The sequence below is a fragment of the Bradyrhizobium sp. WYCCWR 12699 genome, from assembly GCF_032144035.1.
Lineage (GTDB): Bacteria > Pseudomonadota > Alphaproteobacteria > Rhizobiales > Xanthobacteraceae > Bradyrhizobium.
In genome coordinates this window covers 162201-181010 of sequence record NZ_JAVTJN010000005.1, presented here as the reverse complement: position 1 = coordinate 181010, position 18810 = coordinate 162201, and the positions used below count along the sequence as shown (strand labels likewise).

The following is an 18810-nucleotide window of genomic DNA, read 5'->3' as shown; positions in this document are numbered from 1 at the left end:
ATGAACTGGCGGATAGCCGCCACGTCTGCGATCGGCACGTCACACATCAAGAACGGTCAGCCGTGCCAGGACAGCGTGGACGTAAAGCTTGTTCGGTCCCTCAGCGGACCGGTGCTGATTTCCGCGGTCTCGGATGGCGCCGGCAGCGCAGCGCACTCCGAGATCGGATCGCGTGCCGCGGTGACAACCGTCGCCAATCTGATCGAGAACTTCCTTCAGGCCGGTGGCCAGGTTGGATCAATCGATCGCGAGGCCGCGCTAAAATGGCTGTCCGAGATCCAGTCGGCGATTTCAATCATTGCATCTGAGTCCGAAGCATCGACGAGAGAGTTCGCCTGCACCCTCCTCGTCGCCGTGATTGCACCTAAAGAGGCCGTGTTTTTTCAGGTCGGCGACGGGGCGATGGTCGTTCGCGAGGAAGGGGACGAGGGCTGGGCCTACATTTTCTGGCCTCAGCACGGCGAGTACATCAACAGCACGAACTTCATCACGGCTAGAAATGCGACTGAGTTCATGGAGTTTGCCGCAGTTTCGCGGCGCATTGAAAGTTTTTCAGCTTTTTCGGACGGCATCGAGAGCCTCGTGCTTCACTACGCAACCAAGACTGTTCACGATCCCTTTTTCAACAATATGATCGTCCCCCTGCATGAAGCATTGAATGAAGGATTGGACGATGGATTATCGGCCAGCTTGTTGAACTATTTGAACTCAGACCGCATTTGCGCGCGTACGGATGATGATAAATCGCTCGTGCTCGCGACACGATCCCAACTCAACCTTCCCTCCGCCGATGCTGCTTCCTGAAGTTATTGACCTCTCAGGCCGTGAGATCCATCTCGAAGCCTTGATCGGCCAGGGTGGAGAAGGCGCGGTCTATGGTATCCGATCATCGGAAGACCTGGTCGCGAAGGTCTATCATCGGCCTTTGACAGCCGAGAGAGCGGCAAAGATACAGTTCATGTCATCGCTCTCCAACAGCGTCTTGAACCAAGTCTCAGCCTGGCCGACCGGCCTACTGCTGGCAAAATCGGGGCGCGCGCCTGTCGGTTTGTTGCTGCCGCGCGTTAAGAACGCCAAGGATATTCATAAGCTCTACAGCCCGAAGAGCCGCCTTTCAGAGTTCACACGTGCGGATTGGCGCTTCCTCGTCCGCGCTTGCACGAATACCGCGAGGGCGTTCGGTGCAGTGCATGCTACAGGCAGCATCATTGGTGATATTAACGAAGGAAGCGTTCTGGTCGCCCCCGATGCGACGGTTAAGCTTATCGATTGCGACAGCTTTCAGATTACAGATCAGGGTAAGCGCTATCTTTGCGAGGTCGGCGTCGAGACGTTCACGCCGCCCGAGCTGCAAGGCAAGAACCTGCGCCAGACCGTGAGAACCGTGAACCACGACAGCTTTGGCCTCGCTGTGATGCTGTTTTTGCTTCTATTCATGGGCCGGCACCCTTTTGCGGGACGCTTTCTCGGACGTGGCGATATGCCGATCCCCAAGGCGATCTCCGAACTTCGGTTCGCATACAGCGCAATGCGCGCCGACGTACAGATGGACCGGCCACCAAATACGCCGGCTCTTTCGACTGTCGGCGACGAGGTCGCCTTTCTATTCGAGCGAGCTTTCGCGAAGCAGATGATTAGTGGCGGCAGGCCGGAGCCGCAGGAATGGATCCAGGCACTTGTTGGTCTCGAAAAGAATCTTACCCGATGCCGCACCAATCCGGCTCACTGGCACCATAAGGCCGTTGCCTGCCCGTGGTGTCCGATGGAAGCGGCCACCCGGGCCGAGCTATTCCCGTTCGTTTCACTAGGGGGCGACATAGGCGCGCTCGACCTTACGACGCTTTGGCGCCAGATCGAGGGTTTGCAAAGCCCCGGCCCTGCCCCGAATATTCAAGGCACCCGGCCGTCACCCAGCGGTGAAGCGGTATCAGTCGCGAACTCATTCCGCCGCGCAAACATATTGGCTTTCGTCATGGCTCTCGCCATCGGCGGAATCGGCGTTTTCGGTGGCCTGAGCGCCCCGGCACCACTGCTGTTTCTGATTGCGGCGCTGATCACGTTCTTTGGCGCGCGCAGATGGCTCGACAGATCCAGTGACGTCTATAAATTCCGGGATGCCGAAGCCACCGCACGGAACACGTGGCTTCGCGCTCAGCAGGAATGGAGCGAGCGGGCTGGCTCCGCCTCGTTCGATAGCAAGAAACAAGAGGTATTGCGATTGAAGGCATTGGTTGATCACCTTCCGACGATGAGGAAAACAAAGCTTGATCAACTCAGAACGTCAGTGAGACAGGCACAGCTATCGCGCTATCTGGATCAGTTCGAGATTGATAAGGCCAGCATTGAGGGAATTGGCAACGGCCGTAAGCGCACCTTGCAATCGTACGGAATAGAGACCGCAGCCGATCTAATGAGCACTGCGGTCGAGAACGTGCCTGGCTTTGGGCCGAAGCTTTGTGGAGCCCTCTACGCGTGGCGCCAGTCCGTCGAAGCGGGCTTCAAGTTCAACCCAGCGACCGGCGTCGACAAGCGCGACATCGACAAAATCGAGCACGAGATCACCGTTGAACGGCGAAAGCTGGAGCAATCGGTCCGGACCGGCTACGAAGAGCTGAAACAGCTTCATGGGCGTGTAGTCAACGCCAGAGCGCAGCTGCTCGGCCCCGTCGAGACCGCATATGCCGAGTACCTTCAGGCCGATGAAAACTACAAAGCTGTTTCGAGGTGAAAACACTCATTCTTTCCACCCGGTGACGATGCCATTTTCGAGAAAGATGCGGTTGCTGAAACGGTTCTTGCCAGTTTGGCCGTATTTCCAGGTCTCTTTGGTGACAGACTTCCTGACCTCATAGTCTTTATCGGCAGGATCGCCGCGCGATTCCAACAATTGCTCAAGTGTCATTCCCTGCCAAACGATCCGTGCCAGGATTCGATCGGCGATCTCAGCGCCATATTTTGCGACCAGTCGCTGACGTTCGGCTGCACGTCGCCGCTCCTCTTCTCGGCGTTGAATGTTGTTGTAGACCGCGATCGCTCCGGCAATGGCGCCAACGATGAAAATGAGTGTCAGCAGTGGATTTGTGCCGCTTGACGATTCCGTAGCGGCATTCGACTTCGGAGACGATGGCTCGGTGGCTCTTGGGGCGCTGGACGAAGAGGGCGCAGGGACGTTTTGACTTTGTGGCCGAACCAGCATTTGCGGCGAAGGCGAAGCTGTGGGAGTGGGATCGAAGTTTGAAGGAGGTGCCTCGGATAGGGTGGCGAGGCGCTGCTTCGTTGCTTCAAGGACGCAAGTCCAAACAGCATTGCCGGCCGCGGCGCCACACCCCGTGTTTCTTTGTTGTATCCACAACCGTTGGCTCTCGATGAGGGCCTGACGATCGGGTCCCTTCCTGAGTCGAAGGGCTTGCTGATACTGCTGCCCCATCCGCAGGTCCCACTCCGAAAGCTTTGCATCACCACAGATCGCACGCTCGATCGATGCTGTTGCCATTCGGCAGTCGTAGCTCGGCCCAAGCTGTGGGGCTCTGGCGAGTCCGGGTGTGGGCGCCCCGACGTCGGGAGCGCTGCTCCTCCCCTCCAGACATTCGATCCGCTGATCCACGTCCTGAATGGTCACACAGCGGGAAATGCGCCCCGCATCTTGGGCGGCGGCCGAACATGCTAATACTATATACGTAAGGATAGCCGCAGCACCGACGTAAAACGTCCTTAGCAGAAGCAAGAAGTTCCTGATGTTCGAATCGACAGCCGAAAATATCAATTTGGGTGATCCCAACCCGGACAATCCGCAAAATCGCAAATGCAGAATACGATTTTGCTCAACCAGGCCTCCGCGTCAATCTTGGCGTGCAGGGGCGGGCGCCTGAATATTGGCGGCGGAGTTGGCCATTTCGGTCCACCGAACGGCCAAGCAGGGGTTCCGCCGCGACCTATTGAATATTTGGGATGGGAGATGCGCCCTCACAGGGATGAACATTCCCGAGTTATCGCGCCTCGCACAAAAAGCCGTGCTGCGACTGCAGCTCTAGGATTGCCGTCTGCCCAAAGCAAGAAGAGATAGCGAAGCCGCGCTGCGAATCAGGCAGAGTTCGGCAACCTTGATCAACCCCACCGATCCAATACAGTTGAGCCATGTCGAAAATCGTCGAAGACCTAATCCATTTTATCAATTACGCGAGCGTACTTGAGGGTGACGAGAAGGGAGAAGCGCAGGTTTTCTGCGATCGTCTTTTTAAAGCCTTCGGTCACGATGGGTATAAGGAAGCTGGAGCAACACTCGAGTTTCGTATCAAGAAGGCGTCGTCGAAGGGGACCAGCTTCGCTGATTTAATGTGGAAGCCACGGCTTTTACTTGAGATGAAGAGGAGAGGCGAGAAGCTTCATCTGCATTACGGGCAGGCCTTCGATTATTGGCTAAACGCTGTGCCCCATCGACCGCGTTATGTGGTGCTCTGTAACTTTGACGAATTCTGGATATACGATTTTGATAAGCAGCTTGATGAGCCTGTCGATGTCGTCGAGCTAGTAGAACTTCCCAAGCGCTACACCGCACTCAACTTCCTATTTCCGGATGACCGGAAGCCCCTTTTCAACAATGACCGGGAGGCCGTTTCCCGCGAAGCTGCTAACTCGATGGCAATGCTCTTCAAGAAGTTGACCCATCGCTTATCCAACCCCGTTCCCCGCGTGCAGGCTCAGCGCTTCGTTCTGCAAACGGTTATTGCGATGTTCGCGGAAGACATTGATCTGCTCCCCGCAGGCACCGTTAAAAGCATCGTCGACGACTGCTTCGAACATAAGCAGAGTTCGTACGATCTTTTCGGCGCGCTTTTCAATCAGATGAACAATCCCAAACCGGCCTTGGCCGGACGATTCAAGGGCGTTCGCTACTTCAACGGCGGTTTGTTCTCAAAGGTCGAGCCTATCGAGTTGACGAACGCGGAATTGGAGTTGATCGGTGGTGATGACGGCGCGGCCCTGATGGATTGGTCAAAAGTCAGTCCGGTCATTTTCGGCTCGCTGTTCCAGCAGAGTATGGATGCGAACGAGAGGCATGCGTTAGGCGCGCATTTTACGTCCGAAGCCGACATTCAACGGATTGTAGGACCGACGATCGTTCGGCCGTGGCGCGAACGCATCGACCAAGCCAAGTCAGCGAAGGAATTGTTCGAGCTGCGCCGTGAGCTAATGGACTTCAAAGTTCTCGATCCGGCCTGCGGAAGTGGGAACTTTCTTTATGTGTCCTTTCGCGAATTGGCGCGCCTCGATCTTCGCATCCTCACGCGGGCTGAGGAGATGTTGACTCCAAAGGAGTTTGCAAACCGGGCGAAGCCGATCTGCGCGATCAGTCCTACTCAATTCTACGGGCTCGACATCGATACTTTCGGCGTTGAGCTGGCAAAAGTCTCCTTGATGATGGCGAAGAAGCTGGCTCTAGACGAAGCAATCACAGTTTTGTCCCATGACCAAACCCAGTTTTCTTTCGTAGATGAAGATGCGCTGCCGCTCGACAATCTCGATGGCAACGTGCAGCGCAACGACGCCGTTTTTTGCGAGTGGCCTAAGGTCGATACGATTATTGGCAATCCGCCATTTCAGTCCAAGAACAAGATGATAGACGAGTTCGGGCGAGCTTATGTAAACCGGGTTCGTACCGCGCACCCGGAGGTGCCCGGCAGAGCTGATTATTGTGTTTATTGGCTGAGGAAGGCTCATGACCAACTTCAACCAGGACAGCGCGCAGGCCTAGTTGGCACTAATACAATCCGACAGAACTACAGTCGCATTGGCGGGCTTGATCATATCGTTCGCAACAACGGTACAATAACCGAAGCAGTAAGCAGTCAAGTGTGGTCTGGCGATGCGGTCGTGCATGTCTCCATTGTCAACTGGGTCAAAGGTGAACAACCGGGCCCCAAAAAGCTATTCAAACAAAATGGAGACCAACTTGAAAGTCCTTGGGAAGTTCGGGATGTCGACACAATCAACTCAGCGTTATCCTTCGGTATAGACCTGAAAGATGCAAAGGCACTAACCGTCAACGCCAAGTCAGATGCCTGCTACCAGGGCCAGACGCATGGACATGATGGCTTTCTGATGAGTCATAGCGAAGCAACGCTCATGATAGCAGCAGAGCCGTCATTCGGTGAGGTGCTTTTTCCCTTTCTGATTACGGACGATTTAATCGGGACTACAGCAGGTAAACCTTCGCGATACGTTATCGATTTTGGCAAACGCGAGCTTCTGGAGGCGCAAAGCTACAAGGAGCTTTTCAAGAGAGTCGAAAAGCGTGTATTGCCCGACCGAGAAAAATCAGCCGCCAAAGAAAAGGCCGAAAATGAAGAGGCTTTAAAGGACAATCCCAAGGCGAAAATCGCTAAAGACCACTCAAGCGCGCTTGAAAGATGGTGGCTGCTATTTCGAGCTAGAGAAAAAATGCTAGCCGCGACTGCAAAGCTACCGCGCTATATTGCATGCGGCCGCGTAACCAAGCGCCCCATTTTCGAATTTATCGACCCGGCGATCCATCCGAATGACTCTCTAACAGTATTTCCCCTGGCCGACGATTACTCTTTTGGTGTTTTGCAATCTGGAATCCACTGGCAGTGGTTCAACGAACGTTGTTCTAGTATGAAAGCCGATCCGCGATATACCTCCAACACTGTATTCGACAGCTTTCCTTGGCCACAAGATCCAAAGCCAAAGACAGTAAAGGCAGTTGCTGAAGCAGCCGTTGCGCTCCGAACTTTGCGGCACAAGCTTGTGGAAAAGCATAATATGGGACTACGCGAATTGTATCGCACCACTGAGAAACCTGGTGCGCATCCTTTAAAAGATGCGCAGGCAAAGCTGGACCATGCGGTACGCGAAGCCTTCGGAATGCCGAAGGGCAAAGATGCCGTCCAATTCTTGTTCGATCTCAACCAAGAGCTCGCCGTGAAGCAGGAAAATGGGCAGGAGGTGCGTGGCCCGGGACTTCCCTCGTTCATCAATGATCCAGCCGCTTATATTACGTCGGATCGCCTAACCGCCTGAGGTATTGGTCCGGTGACAGCCCTAGTTAGGCCATCTTGAGCGGACGGCTAACCGCTCTTATGCGGCCTGAGCGACGTTCTCAGGTCACCAATCTTAGGGCATGAGTTCGTGGATGCGCTTGGCCAGGAGATCATATGGTACGGCAAGCCGGGCGTGCGGGTCGATGTCGTTGAGCTTAGCGGTGGCGACGAGGCGCAGATAGCAGCCGAACGCCGGCCGCCCTCATCGGCCCCGGCGAAGGTCCAATTTTCTCACCCCACAGGGACCGCCCGTAGCTCACGCTCAGCAGCATTTTCCGATTTGCAAAGCCGTCCGTCATCAGGGAAGCGGCCAAATGTATCCCAGCGGCTGAGGCAGCAATTTATCGCCTTGGTCGTGTCGTTATTCTAAGAGAGGTTGGCGCGCTGCTCGTACAACTACTCCTCCAGCTCGACGATCGGGGGGCGGCTACATTTCTGGCGCGCCCGCAAATGCTCCTACGCAGTAAAACCGTTGATCTCGAGCTCGGTGGCGAACAGCACATCGATGCGCTTGACCGCCTCGGGAGCGATCGGCGCTTTGCTGAGCCGCGCGAGATCAATAACTCGCGCCTGCCCTGCGCTCAGCGCGGCCTCGATGATCGGCGACCGTTGCGGTTGACCTCGTAGAGCCTGCCAAAAGCCAGCGTAGACGTTGGCCTGCATCAGTCAGACATCGCCCACCGGATGCTGCTCCGGGTGCGCATCGGCACCATCGGGCGAGTAGAAGAACACAGCCGCCGGCGGATCTGGGCCGGGAAGCGGACGGTCGTCGCGCACACAAGTCCAGGGCCGGCCGGTCCGGGTCTTGCCCTTGCTAGGACCGGCATCGTGGTGTCATCCACGTGGATGCGCTCGGCTGCGAAACCGTGGCTCCGGGTCGCATTGACCAGAGGCATCAGGGTTGCCGCTGAGGCACTGCCCCGTCGGCGAACGTTAATACGTTCAGGTCGATGCCTTCACACTGGTAGACCGTCGAGTGATTTGATTTGCGCCCAACTTTTGTATCGTACGAAACAATCGAGCGAGTCTGCCTTTTCGGCCACTTTCGCAAGGAGAATGCGAGCAAGTTAAGGCGAAGGCAACACGAGCGAAATCTCGTTTACCCGCCAACGCGTTATCGACATAGCGACTGCGTGATTCGCCCTGAGCCCAATTTCGCTGACTCAAAATTCAAAAAAAATAAATGGAAGATGTTGCTGTGGCACAGAGGCCTTTTGCATTTTGTCTGCGACCCGAGTGACCGGGTTCTTTGACTGGAAGGGAAGGTTCAAATACCCAATGTGCACCTCAAGTAAGTTGCCCGCAAAAGAAGCTAGGAAGCATGAAAGCCGCGATCGACGTCGAAAAGCTGGTGCAGTGGGCCGTTCGTGAAGAGCTGCCGAAAGGGCGCCCGGTGTTGGCTGACATCGGCTTTGCAATCGGTCGCAGCCCGATCCGTCCGGGCAGCATCGCTCGTAGTCTGGGCCGAACGCCAACCATCGATATTAGATCGATGGGTTATGTGCCGGGCGAACCATGTGCTGACGCTCGCCGCGTGGCGGATGCTATCGGAAGACTTGATACTGAGGTCCGGCTCTCAGGCCGATCTGAGGCACTGCGGTTATTCGGCGAACTCGGCAACATCGTCGCCGATGATGCCCTGATCGCAATCCTGTCATCGACTTTTAATCCGCAAGCAATCGTCGTTAGTAACGCTGCGCAGGGTAAGCGGCCTAATTGGCGCTTCGACCCGCCTAAACCGCATCAGAGGTTCGTGCCGACAGCAGGACGCCCACGGCCGTTAGTGTACGGCATCGACACTGCGGGCGATCTGATCGAATTGAAACGCAACGAAGGCCGGGCGCGCAAACGTGACGGGGAATATGCAATCGCTCTCTCGCCTCGGTCTCCGCTGGAATGGTGCGATCCATCTCCTCTCGCGGTTGCTGAGGCGCGCGCAGAATATGTGGCATGGTACCGCGCCATGAGCACCCTTGCGCTTGGGCTCGCCGGAAAATTAGACGCGTTCGAGCCAACCCGGCCAACGGTCGCGGCGATGCCCTGGTTGGGCGTTACCAGCGTTGATTTTCTTCCGCCGAAATCGGCCGCAAGATACGTCGGGGTACGCACCGACAAAGCTGTTGAGACCACCGCAATTTAACGAGTGCTCCAGCCGCCCAGCTTACTCAACGTATTCGAGGGCCTCAGGCCAAACGCTGACCTTCGAAGACCCCGCCCTCACCGGCGGGGTTTTTGCTTTCTACGGACCCAAAATCCACATGACTTCGAATCGCTCAACCGATGCGCGCGCTAAGAAAAGCGCCGCCAGTGGTGGGCCGAGCGAGGCTATGCGGGCGTTTGTACGGGCGCTTGCGCGAGCCGACGCGATCGAGGATTATCAGCGCCGGAATGGCAATGTTGAGGGGGGCGGCGTTGAAAGCAGCAATCTACGCCCGGTTTAGCGACAAAGAGAAGCAAACCGACAAGTCGATCGAGGATCAAGTCGCGCTCTGCCGGGCGATGTGCGAACGCGACGGCCTGCTCGTGACGGAAGTCTATGCCGATCACGGCATCTCTGGCGCGAGCACAGTCAACCGGTTCGACCTGCAACGCATGATGCGCGACGCCAAGGCCGGCAAATTTGCTGTCGTCGTCGCGGAGTCCCTCGATCGCATCTCGCGCGATCAGGAAGATTTGGCTGGCATCCATAAGCGGTTGAATTTCGCGCGCGTCGAAATCCGGACATTCGTCGACAACACCGTCGGCGAAATTCACGTCGGCGTCAAAGGCCTCCTCGGCGCGCTGTATCTGAAAGACCTCGCGCAAAAGACGCGGCGCGGCCAAGCCGGCGTGGTGCGCGACGGCCGCCACAATGGCGGGCGCAGTTTCGGCTATCGGCCGGTGCTCGGCCGGCCCGGCGTGCTCGAGATCGACGAGGCTGAGGCCGAAATCGTGCGCGAGATTTTCGAACTTTATCTCGACGGCTACACCGCACGCGATATCGCCGCGCGCCTCAACAAACGCGGAGCGCCTGGTCCGCGTGGCGGTCACTGGAATGCCTCGACGATCAACGGCAGCCGCACACGGCGCAATGGCATTCTGCAAAACGATCTCTATGCCGGAAAGATCATCTGGAATAGGCAATCTTTCGCCAAGAACCCGGAGACGGGAAAGCGCATCAGCCGTCCGAATCCGCGCGATCAGTGGATGACGGCAGAGGCCGAGCATCTGCGGATCATCGACGCTAAGACATGGGAGCGCGCGCAAGGCCGCGTCGGTGATCGCGCCGGCACTCCGCATAAGGCTCGGCCGCAGCATTTGCTTTCCGGCCTCGTGAAGTGCGGCAAGTGCGGCTCAGGCATGATCGCATGCGGCACCGACAAGCGCGGTGTGCGCCTGATGTGCTCGCGTCGGCGCGAGACTGGCCTTTGCGACAATGCGATCGGCGTGCCGCGATCGGTCGTCGAGGAGCGCGTGCTCGCCGGGATCGAGGAACATCTCGCCGACCCTGATCTCGTCGCCGAGTATGTCGCCGAGTATCACCGCATGATGCGCGAGCTCAACAGCAAGGCTGCGGTGCAAATCCGCGCGATCGAGAAGCGCCTCACGACGGTCAACACCCAGATCGGCCGACTGGTCGATGCGATTGTGGGTGGCTCGTCGGCGCGCGCGCTGCAAGACCGGCTTGCGGCCCTTGAGGCCGAGCGCGACGAGATCGAGCGCGAGAAAGCCGCCGTCGGTGCCGATCCCGTCGAGTTTCACCCGAACGCCGCCAATGCCTACCGGCTCAAGATCAAGTCGCTTAAGAAGTGGTTGGCTGGTACGGGGGATGAGGCGCGTCAGGCCGCGTTCGCTGGCATCCGTGAGATTGTCGAGAAAGTGACGATCCATCCGCACGGACCGGGCGAGCCGGTAGGGATCGAGATCGACGGCCAACTCGCCGCGATCCTGCGACTTTCCGACACCGTGACCTGGGCCAGAGAGTCGCAGGGGGCGATGGTTGCGGGGATAGGATTTGAACCTATGACCTTCAGGTTATGAGCCTGACGAGCTACCGGGCTGCTCCACCCCGCGTTAAACACTTGCTTTGCCTTCGGCTAGATCCTGGGGACGATCGGTTGAGGCCGGCGCTGTTCGCGTGGCTTGTCTCGTCCGTCCCAAAGGCTTCCTTGGAAGGCAACCCCGGGGCAAAAGCCCGTCGGGTGCGGGGCGTATGTATCAAGGCGGGCTGGCTTTGGAAAGGGCTGCGGGAACGTTTTTTTCGACTTTATGACAGGGCAAGCGACCGATTTCCGCAGTATTCCCCACGCTCTTGCCAGAAGTTCCACAAAGAGCCAGCTTGCGGCAACAAGATGAGGGCCGAACGCGCCCTCGAGGGAGGAACGCCGTGGACAAATCCCTGACGAGCGCCCCGGCCGGAGCGCCGGAGGAGGCCTTCCACGCCATGGTCGCGCGGTCCCGGGACGAGCCGTCACCCGGCCTTGCCGAGCGGCTCGACCGGCTGGCGCGGCTGCGCAGCCTGGTCGCCGACAACGAGGAGCGGTTCCGGCAGGCGATCTCGGCCGATTTCGGCCACCGCTCGGCCGTCGAGACCACCATCGCCGAGACCATGCTGCTGTTCTCCGAGATCCGGCATGCCACAAAGCACCTGAAGAGCTGGATGGCGCCGCAGCGGATCGCGACCGCGCTGCAATTCCTCCCCGCCCGCAACCGGCTGATGCCGCAGCCGCTCGGCGTCGTCGGCATCATCGCGCCGTGGAATTATCCGCTGCAGCTCACGCTCGCGCCCGCGATCGGCGCGCTTGCCGCCGGCAACCGCGTCCTCATCAAACCGAGCGAGCTGACGCCGCATTTCGCAGCCCTGCTGAAGGAGACGATCGCCACGAGGTTCGATGCGACCGAGTTGCTCGTCACCGGCATCGAGGGCGGGATCGCGGAGGCCTTTGCGCGTCTGCCGTTCGATCACCTCGTGTTCACCGGCTCGACCCGGGTCGGGCGGCTGGTCGCGGAGGCCGCGGGGCGCAACTTGACGCCTGTTACGCTCGAACTCGGCGGCAAGTCGCCCGCGATCATCGACGCCTCGGCCGACCTCGATGAAGCGGCCGAGCGCATCGCCTACGGCAAGTTGCTCAATGCCGGACAGACCTGCATCGCACCGGACTATGTGCTGGTGCCGGAGCCATCCTTGCAGGCTTTTGCCGAGAAGGTGCGCGCGCAGATGCGGCGGATGTTCGGCACCGATCCCTCCAACAAGGACTACACTTCGATCATCTCGGACCGGCATTATGCGCGGCTCGAAGGCCTGGTCGCGGATGCGGCGCAGCGCGGTGCCAAGATCCTGCAGCCGGCAAAGGCCGACGATCCGAACTGGAAGGCACACCGCAAATTCCCGCCGACGCTGATCGTCAATGCAAGCGAAGCGATGGCGGCGATGCAGGAGGAGATTTTTGGCCCGGTGCTCCCCGTTTTGGCTTATCGCGATCCGGCCGACGCGATCGCCTTCGTCAACCGTCGCGACCGGCCGCTCGCGCTGTACTGGTTCGGCAAGGACGGTGCCGCGCGGGACGAGGTGCTGGCACGCACCGTCTCCGGCGGCGTCACCATCAACGACTGCCTGTTTCACTTCACGCAAATCAACCAGCCGATGGGCGGCGTCGGCGCATCCGGCACCGGCGTGTATCACGGCGAGTGGGGCTTCCGCACCTTCAGCAAGCTGAAGCCGGTGTTCTATCGCTCCAAGTTCAACCGCCTCGCCGACCTCTATCCGCCCTATGGCGGCAAGATCGCGCGGCTGGAGAAGCTGATGCGGTTCATGTCGTAGGGCGCGACGCAAATGGTGTCGTTCCGGGGCGCCTCGAAGAGGCAAGCTTTGGTGCGCAATTGCGCACCTGAGAATCCATCTGACAATCACAATGCGGCCAAATGGATTCCGGGTTCGATGCTCCGCATCGCCCGGAATGACGACAATGGGGGAAACAACATTGACCGATACATTCGATTTCATCGTCGTGGGCGCGGGCTCGGGCGGCTGCACCGTGGCGGGGCGGCTGTCGGAGGATGCAGGGATATCCGTCGCGCTGCTCGATGCCGGCGGACGCAACGATAGCTGGCGGATCACCACGCCATTCGGGCTTGCCCTGCCCTACAAGACGGCCAACTGGGCTTTCGATACCGTGCCGCAGAAGGGATTGAACGGCCGTATCGACTATCAACCGCGCGGCAAGGGGCTCGGCGGCTCCTCGGCGATCAACGCCATGGTCTATATCCGCGGTCACAAATGGGACTACGACCACTGGGCCTCGCTTGGCAATGAAGGCTGGTCGTATGCGGACGTGCTGCCCTATTTCAAGCGCTCGGAGAACAATGCCGATTTCGACGGCGAATATCACGGCAAGGGCGGCCCGCTGCATGTCAACCGGCTGCGCACGGACAATCCAATCCATGACGTGTTTCATCAGGCCGCGCGCGAGGCGCAGTTTCGCATTCGCGAGGACTTCAATGGCGAGGACCATGAAGGGCTGGGCAGCTACCAGGCGACGCAACACAATGGCGAACGCTGGAGCGCGGCGCGCGCTTATCTCGATCCCCATATGGGCAAGCGCGCGAATCTGCGTGTCGAGACCGGCGCGCATGCCACGAAAATCCTGTTCGAAGGCAATCGCGCGGTCGGCGTCGAGTACGTGCAGGGCAAGCAGACAAAGCAGCTGCGCGCCCGCCGCGAGGTGATCCTCGCCTCCGGCGCCTTCCAGTCACCGCAATTGCTAATGCTCTCGGGTATCGGCGATGGCGACGCGCTCCGTACGCACGGCATTGGCGTCGTGCATCATCTGCCGGGCGTCGGGCGCAATCTGCAGGACCATCCGGATTTCGTGTTCGTCTATGCCTCCGACTATCCGCACTTCGTCCACGCCTCGCTCGGCCGGTTGCCGTCCCTGCTTCGCGCCATCCAGCAATACCGCCGCGAACGGCGCGGCCTGATGACCACCAATTTCGCCGAGTGCGGCGGCTTTCTGAAGACCCGGCCTGACCTCGACGTACCCGACATCCAGTTGCACTTCGTCATCGCGATGCTGGACGACCACGGCCGCAAGAAGCACAAGGAGGCGGGTTTCTCATGCCATGTCTGCCTGCTCAGGCCCAAGAGCCGCGGCAGCGTATGGCTGAAAAGCGCCGATCCGCTCGCAGCTCCCATGATCGACCCGAATTTCCTCGGCGAGGCAGAGGATCTCGAGGCGATGGTCGCAGGCTTCAAGACCACGCGGCGGCTGATGGAGACGCCGGCGCTGCGCGCGTTGCAGAAGAAGGACATGTTCACGTCCGGCGTGCGAACCGACGACGACATCCGCGCCATCCTGCGCGAGCGCGTCGACACCGTCTATCATCCCGTCGGCACCTGCAGGATGGGGACGGACGCGATGGCGGTGGTCGATCCGGCGCTGAAGGTGCACGGCGTCGAGCGATTGCGCATCGTCGACGCCTCGATCATGCCGACGCTGATCGGCGGCAACACCAATGCGCCGACCATCATGATCGGGGAGAAGGCGGCGGATATGATCCGGGGAGAGATGCGGGCGAGTTGAGCGATGGTGCCGCCTTGTGAAGTGCGAAGCTCCCACCTCGTCAACCGCGGTCGTCCCCGCGAACGCGGGGATCCATAACCACAGGGAGAAGTTGCTGCGCGAGGTGGTCACTCCGAAGTCCTCGCCAAACTACTCTTTGTGGCCACGGGTCCTGGATCTGCGCGCGCTCGAGGCGCGCTTGTCCGGGACGACAGCGGAGTGAAAATCGCCTGTTCGGAGGACGGAGAAAATCAATTCAACAAAAACCCGCCATCCACGGTCACCACACTCCCCGTCATGTAACGCGACGCCTGTGACGCCAGCAGCAGGATGGCGCCGTCGAGATCGGACTCGGCGCCGACGCGGCGCTGGGGGATGCGCTTGGCAAGGCGCTCGCCTGCCGGCGTCGACCAGAAGGCGTGGTTCATCTCGGTGTCGATATAGCCGGGCGCCAGCGCATTGATGCGAATGTTCTGGCCTGCGAGCTCCAGCGCCATCGCCTTCGTCGCCTGGATGATGCCGGCCTTGGAAATCGCGTAGGACGACACCGCCTTCAACACGCCGGTCCCGAGCACCGAGGCGATGTTGACGATGTTGCCTTGCTGCTTGCGCGCGATCATGCGCCGCGCGATTTCGGTCGCCAGGAAATAAGCGCCCTTCAGATTGGCGCCGATCACGGCGTCCCAATCGGCCTCGGTCTGCTCGGTCGCGAGCTTCTCGATCGCGATGCCGGCATTGTTGATCAGCACCGTGACCGGACCGAGCGCCGCTTCCGCGGCATCCACGGCCGGCGCGATCGAGGCGGTGTCGGTAACGTCGAGCGCGACCGCCGCGGCGCGACCGCCTTTGCCGCGGATTTCCTCTTCCAGGCTCTTCAGCTTGTCCGTCTGCCGCGCCGCGAGCACCACGGCCGCGCCATGTGCCGCCAGCACCCGGGCGAATTGCCGGCCGAGCCCCTGGCTCGCGCCAGTGACGAGGATGGTTTCTTGACTGACGTCGAATAGGCCTGACATGACGATTTCCTCGAACGATTCCCGCGCGTAGCCCCGGATTTTGGAGCCATCAATACAGACGATTTTATCGATCTGAAACCGGAATGATCGGACTTGCGTTCACTTGCTCCGTCAAGGCAGGGTTGTGCTCATGAACAGTTTCGATCTCGCCGTCTATGCCGCCCTCGCCATCGCGGTCGGCTTCGGCTTCAGGACCGGCCTGCTGCGCAGCGCCATGACCATCCTCGCCTATCTCCTCGCCGCGCCGATTGCGGTCGCGCTGATGCCGCTGATTGCGCCGCAGATTGCAGGCAACCCGAATTCACCGCTGCTGCAGAACTGGATCTGGTTCTTCGGCATCTTCGTCGTAGTCGGCATGCTATTCGGGCATATCGGCCACATCACGCTGAACGATACCATCGGCGAGGCCGGCATCGGCGACCGGCTTGGCGGCGCCGCGCTCGGCGCCATCAGGGTCGGCCTCGTCGCCACCACGCTGGTGCTGGTGTTCGACCAGATCGTGCCGGCCAATCGCCAGCCGCCGTTTCTCGCCGGCTCGCATCTGCGGCCGCTGTTCTCCATGGCGGGGCAGATGGGCTTCAAGTCGCTGCCGCCGGAAGCGGCCTCCGCGATCGACCGCCTCAAGCAGGAGCGGCGGATCTAGAACGCATTTGCATCGCTGGCCCCCGGTGCATGCATTTTGGTGCGAGCCCGTCCCTTATCAGCGGCGCGGCGATTGGCTAGAGTGCCGCCATCCAAAACCTGCCTGACATTTACGGGAGTGAAACAGTGGATCTTGGGATCAAAGGTCGCCGCGCCATCGTCTGCGCATCCAGCAAGGGCCTCGGCCGCGCCTGCGCCATTTCGCTGGCGGAAGCCGGCGTCGACGTCACGCTGACCGCGCGCGGCGCCGAAGCTTTGAAGAAGACCGCGGACGAGATCCGGAAAGCCTATCCTGACGTGAAGGTCACCGAGATCGTCGGCGACATCACGACGCCGGCGGGCCGCGAAGCCGTGCTGAAGGCATGCCCGGAGCCCGACATCCTGATCAACAATGCCGGCGGCCCGCCGCCCGGCGATTTCCGCAACTGGACCCGCGACGACTGGATCAAGGCGATCGACGCCAACATGCTGACCCCGATCGAGCTGATCAAGGCGACCGTGGACGGCATGATGGCGCGCAAGTTCGGCCGCATCGTCAACATCACCTCGGCCGCGGTGAAGGCGCCGATCGACATCCTCGGCCTCTCCAACGGTGCGCGCGCCGGCCTCACCGGCTTCATCGCCGGCCTGTCGCGCAAGACCGTGATCAACAACGTCACCATCAATGGCCTGTTGCCCGGCCCGTTCGAGACCGATCGCCTCACCAGCACCGCGAAGGGCGAAGCCGAAAAGCGCGGCGTCACACCGCAGCAGATCCTGGCCGAGCGCGCCAAGCTCAACCCCGCCGGCCGCTTCGGCCAGCCCGACGAGTTCGGCTATGCCTGCGCGTTCCTGTGCGGCGCCAAGGCCGGCTTCATCACCGGGCAGAACATCCTGCTGGACGGCGGCGCGTTCCCGGGGACGCTGTGAGGCGTCGCGCCTGAAACGGCGCGATGCACGAAAGATCGTCATGCCCGGGCTTGTCCCGGGCATCCACTTTCTTTGCGCTGCGTAGGAAGATGTCGATGGCCGGGTCAAGCCCGGCCATGACGATGTGGGGGCGTCGGGTGCCCCTCAACGCTGTTTGGTCGGCTCATCCTCGTCCTGCTGACTCGGCCCGGACGAATCCGCCGTCGTGCGCTCGTCGGTCCAGTCGATGCCGAATGCGTCGAGCCCGTCGGCGAGCAGATCGCCCAGCATGGGCTCGCCGAGCAGATAGTGCACCGTTTCGCGGCGCGGGCTGCGATACTCGGTTCGCGCCTCCGCCGCGCGTGCGCGCAAATCGCCCCATTCATCGATCGTGCCGTCGCCGCGACCAAGCCAGGTCAGCGCGACGAGATCGACCTGCTCGTCCTCGTTCAAGGCGATCATGAAGCTTCCGAGCTCTTGGACGACAGGATCGGAGCCGTCGTCCTCGAGGACATCGAGCGCATCGTCATCGCTCGGGTTCGAGCCGGAATCCGGATCGGAATCGCCCTCCTTGACGTCGAATTCGCGCGCCTTCTCGATGATGAAGGCGACCTTATCAGCGGAAATCGCAAGCTCTGGCATGGCTCCTCCTCCGGTTCCGGCGATAACGCCGCAGCGCGTCAGATGATCCATTGCGCATCATGGCGGAAACGGCGCATGTTTCGCCACCAACGCGAGGAACATGGGAAACGCCGGATGCAATGGAAGGTCGGTCGGGTCAAAATCACGAAAGTGGTGGAGTTGGAGACGGTCGGCTCGACCCGCTTCATCCTGCCCCTGGCGGGCCATGCAGAGATTCAGAAATTGCCCTGGCTGATCCCGCATTTCGCCACCGAAGAGGGCCGGCTGAAAATGTCGATCCATTCGCTGGTTCTGGAGACGCCTTCGCGCCGCATCGTGGTCGACACCGGCCTCGGCAACGACAAGCAAGGCCGCAATGTTCCGACCTGGAACAACCGCACCACGCCGTTCCTGGCGACGATGATGGCCGCGGGCTTTGCACCCGACAGCATCGACACGGTGCTGTGCACGCATCTTCATGTCGACCACGTCGGCTGGAATACGAAGTTGGTCGACGGCAAATGGGTGCCGACCTTTGCGAACGCGCGCTATGTCTTCGGCAAGACCGAATACGAGCACTGGCACGACCACTCCACCGAGCCGGACAAGCGGGCCGTGTTTGAGGATTCCGTGCAGCCGATCGTCGCTGCCGGCAGGGCCGATCTGATCCCGAGCGACCACCGGCTTTGCGAGGAGATCAGCATGATCCCGACGCCGGGCCACAGCCCCGGCCATATGAGCATTCTCATCCAGTCCGACGGCGAGCAAGGCCTGCTCACGGGGGACGTCGCCCATCACCCCTGCCAGATGGCGCATCTCGACTGGTCCTCGACCGCGGATTCCGACCAGGCGCAATCGGCCACGACACGGCGCGAATTGTTCGGCCGCTTCGCCGACACCCCGACGCTAGTGATCGGCGGGCATTTCTCGGCCGGGCACATCAAGCGGGACGGCGACGCGTTCAGGTTCGTGGCGCTGGATTAGGCCTCGTGCCCCGGATGCTGCGCAGCACGAAGTGATGCGCTGCTAAGCAGGGGCCATGCTCGGGGC

14 protein-coding genes, 1 tRNA gene and 1 pseudogene are annotated in these 18810 nt (G+C 60.2%); 10 read left to right on the top strand and 6 right to left on the bottom strand.

The window, feature by feature from the left end; translation table 11 throughout:
- Both RPS27_RS05565 and RPS27_RS05560 read left to right on the top strand, forming a co-directional pair.
- Positions 1 to 804: a PP2C family serine/threonine-protein phosphatase gene (locus RPS27_RS05565; RefSeq protein ID WP_313753896.1), complete on the top strand. Its 804-nt coding sequence runs from the start codon at positions 1 to 3 to the stop codon at positions 802 to 804.
- Entirely contained in the window at positions 791 to 2728 is a 1938-nt protein-coding gene (locus tag RPS27_RS05560) for a hypothetical protein (protein ID WP_313753895.1), read from the top strand. The genes RPS27_RS05565 and RPS27_RS05560 overlap by 14 nt, the downstream gene beginning before the upstream one ends.
- A gap of 6 nt (positions 2729 to 2734) precedes the next feature.
- On the opposite strand, the gene RPS27_RS05555 is transcribed toward RPS27_RS05560, so the two are convergent.
- Positions 2735 to 3493 (bottom strand): lysozyme inhibitor LprI family protein, encoded by a 759-nt coding sequence (locus RPS27_RS05555; protein ID WP_313753894.1) that lies wholly within the window; start codon positions 3491 to 3493, stop codon positions 2735 to 2737.
- A gap of 641 nt (positions 3494 to 4134) precedes the next feature.
- Here RPS27_RS05555 and RPS27_RS05550 point away from each other — a divergent pair.
- On the top strand, positions 4135 to 7038 hold the full coding sequence (locus tag RPS27_RS05550; RefSeq protein WP_313753893.1) for a DNA methyltransferase: 2904 nt from the start codon (positions 4135 to 4137) through the stop codon (positions 7036 to 7038).
- Positions 7039 to 7289: 251 nt separating this feature from the next.
- On the opposite strand, the pseudogene RPS27_RS39640 reads toward RPS27_RS05550, so the two are convergent.
- Positions 7290 to 7406: pseudogene (locus RPS27_RS39640) on the bottom strand (transposase); the annotation flags it as partial.
- Between the two features lie 108 nt (positions 7407 to 7514).
- On the bottom strand, positions 7515 to 7721 hold the full coding sequence (locus tag RPS27_RS05545; protein ID WP_313753892.1) for a hypothetical protein: 207 nt from the start codon (positions 7719 to 7721) through the stop codon (positions 7515 to 7517).
- A 658-nt stretch (positions 7722 to 8379) separates the two neighbouring features.
- On the opposite strand from RPS27_RS05545, the gene RPS27_RS05540 reads away from it, so the two are divergent.
- Together RPS27_RS05540 and RPS27_RS05535 are read left to right on the top strand one after the other, a co-directional pair.
- Positions 8380 to 9198, top strand: a complete 819-nt coding sequence (locus tag RPS27_RS05540; RefSeq protein ID WP_313753891.1) for a hypothetical protein — start codon at positions 8380 to 8382, stop codon at positions 9196 to 9198.
- A gap of 140 nt (positions 9199 to 9338) precedes the next feature.
- The gene (locus tag RPS27_RS05535) at positions 9339 to 11078 is read left to right on the top strand and encodes a recombinase family protein (protein WP_313753938.1); all 1740 of its coding nucleotides are present in this window, start codon (positions 9339 to 9341) and stop codon (positions 11076 to 11078) included.
- On the opposite strand, the gene RPS27_RS05530 is transcribed toward RPS27_RS05535, so the two are convergent.
- Positions 11035 to 11111, bottom strand: a tRNA-Met gene (locus RPS27_RS05530). The two genes, RPS27_RS05535 and RPS27_RS05530, sit on opposite strands and share 44 nt — an antisense overlap.
- A 370-nt stretch (positions 11112 to 11481) precedes the next feature.
- Here RPS27_RS05530 and RPS27_RS05525 point away from each other — a divergent pair.
- Together RPS27_RS05525 and RPS27_RS05520 are read left to right on the top strand one after the other, a co-directional pair.
- Entirely contained in the window at positions 11482 to 12858 is a 1377-nt protein-coding gene (locus tag RPS27_RS05525; protein WP_249132040.1) for a coniferyl aldehyde dehydrogenase, read from the top strand.
- A 160-nt stretch (positions 12859 to 13018) separates the two neighbouring features.
- Positions 13019 to 14617, top strand: coding sequence for a choline dehydrogenase (locus RPS27_RS05520; protein WP_313753890.1), 1599 nt, complete (start codon positions 13019 to 13021; stop codon positions 14615 to 14617).
- 230 nt (positions 14618 to 14847) lie between these two features.
- Here RPS27_RS05520 and RPS27_RS05515 read toward each other — a convergent pair whose 3' ends face one another.
- Complete coding sequence (locus RPS27_RS05515; RefSeq protein ID WP_212067818.1) at positions 14848 to 15609, bottom strand: SDR family oxidoreductase; 762 nt, start codon at positions 15607 to 15609, stop codon at positions 14848 to 14850.
- 130 nt (positions 15610 to 15739) lie between these two features.
- On the opposite strand from RPS27_RS05515, the gene RPS27_RS05510 reads away from it, so the two are divergent.
- The gene (locus RPS27_RS05510; protein WP_194404557.1) at positions 15740 to 16252 is read left to right on the top strand and encodes a CvpA family protein; all 513 of its coding nucleotides are present in this window, start codon (positions 15740 to 15742) and stop codon (positions 16250 to 16252) included.
- A gap of 125 nt (positions 16253 to 16377) precedes the next feature.
- Positions 16378 to 17160: an SDR family oxidoreductase gene (locus RPS27_RS05505; RefSeq protein WP_212067817.1), complete on the top strand. Its 783-nt coding sequence runs from the start codon at positions 16378 to 16380 to the stop codon at positions 17158 to 17160.
- 144 nt (positions 17161 to 17304) lie between these two features.
- Here RPS27_RS05505 and RPS27_RS05500 read toward each other — a convergent pair whose 3' ends face one another.
- Entirely contained in the window at positions 17305 to 17781 is a 477-nt protein-coding gene (locus RPS27_RS05500) for a DUF3775 domain-containing protein (RefSeq protein WP_194404559.1), read from the bottom strand.
- Between the two features lie 114 nt (positions 17782 to 17895).
- Between RPS27_RS05500 and RPS27_RS05495 the strand changes: the two genes are divergently transcribed.
- Positions 17896 to 18744 (top strand): MBL fold metallo-hydrolase, encoded by an 849-nt coding sequence (locus RPS27_RS05495; RefSeq protein ID WP_212067816.1) that lies wholly within the window; start codon positions 17896 to 17898, stop codon positions 18742 to 18744.
- Positions 18745 to 18810: the final 66 nt, after the last annotated feature.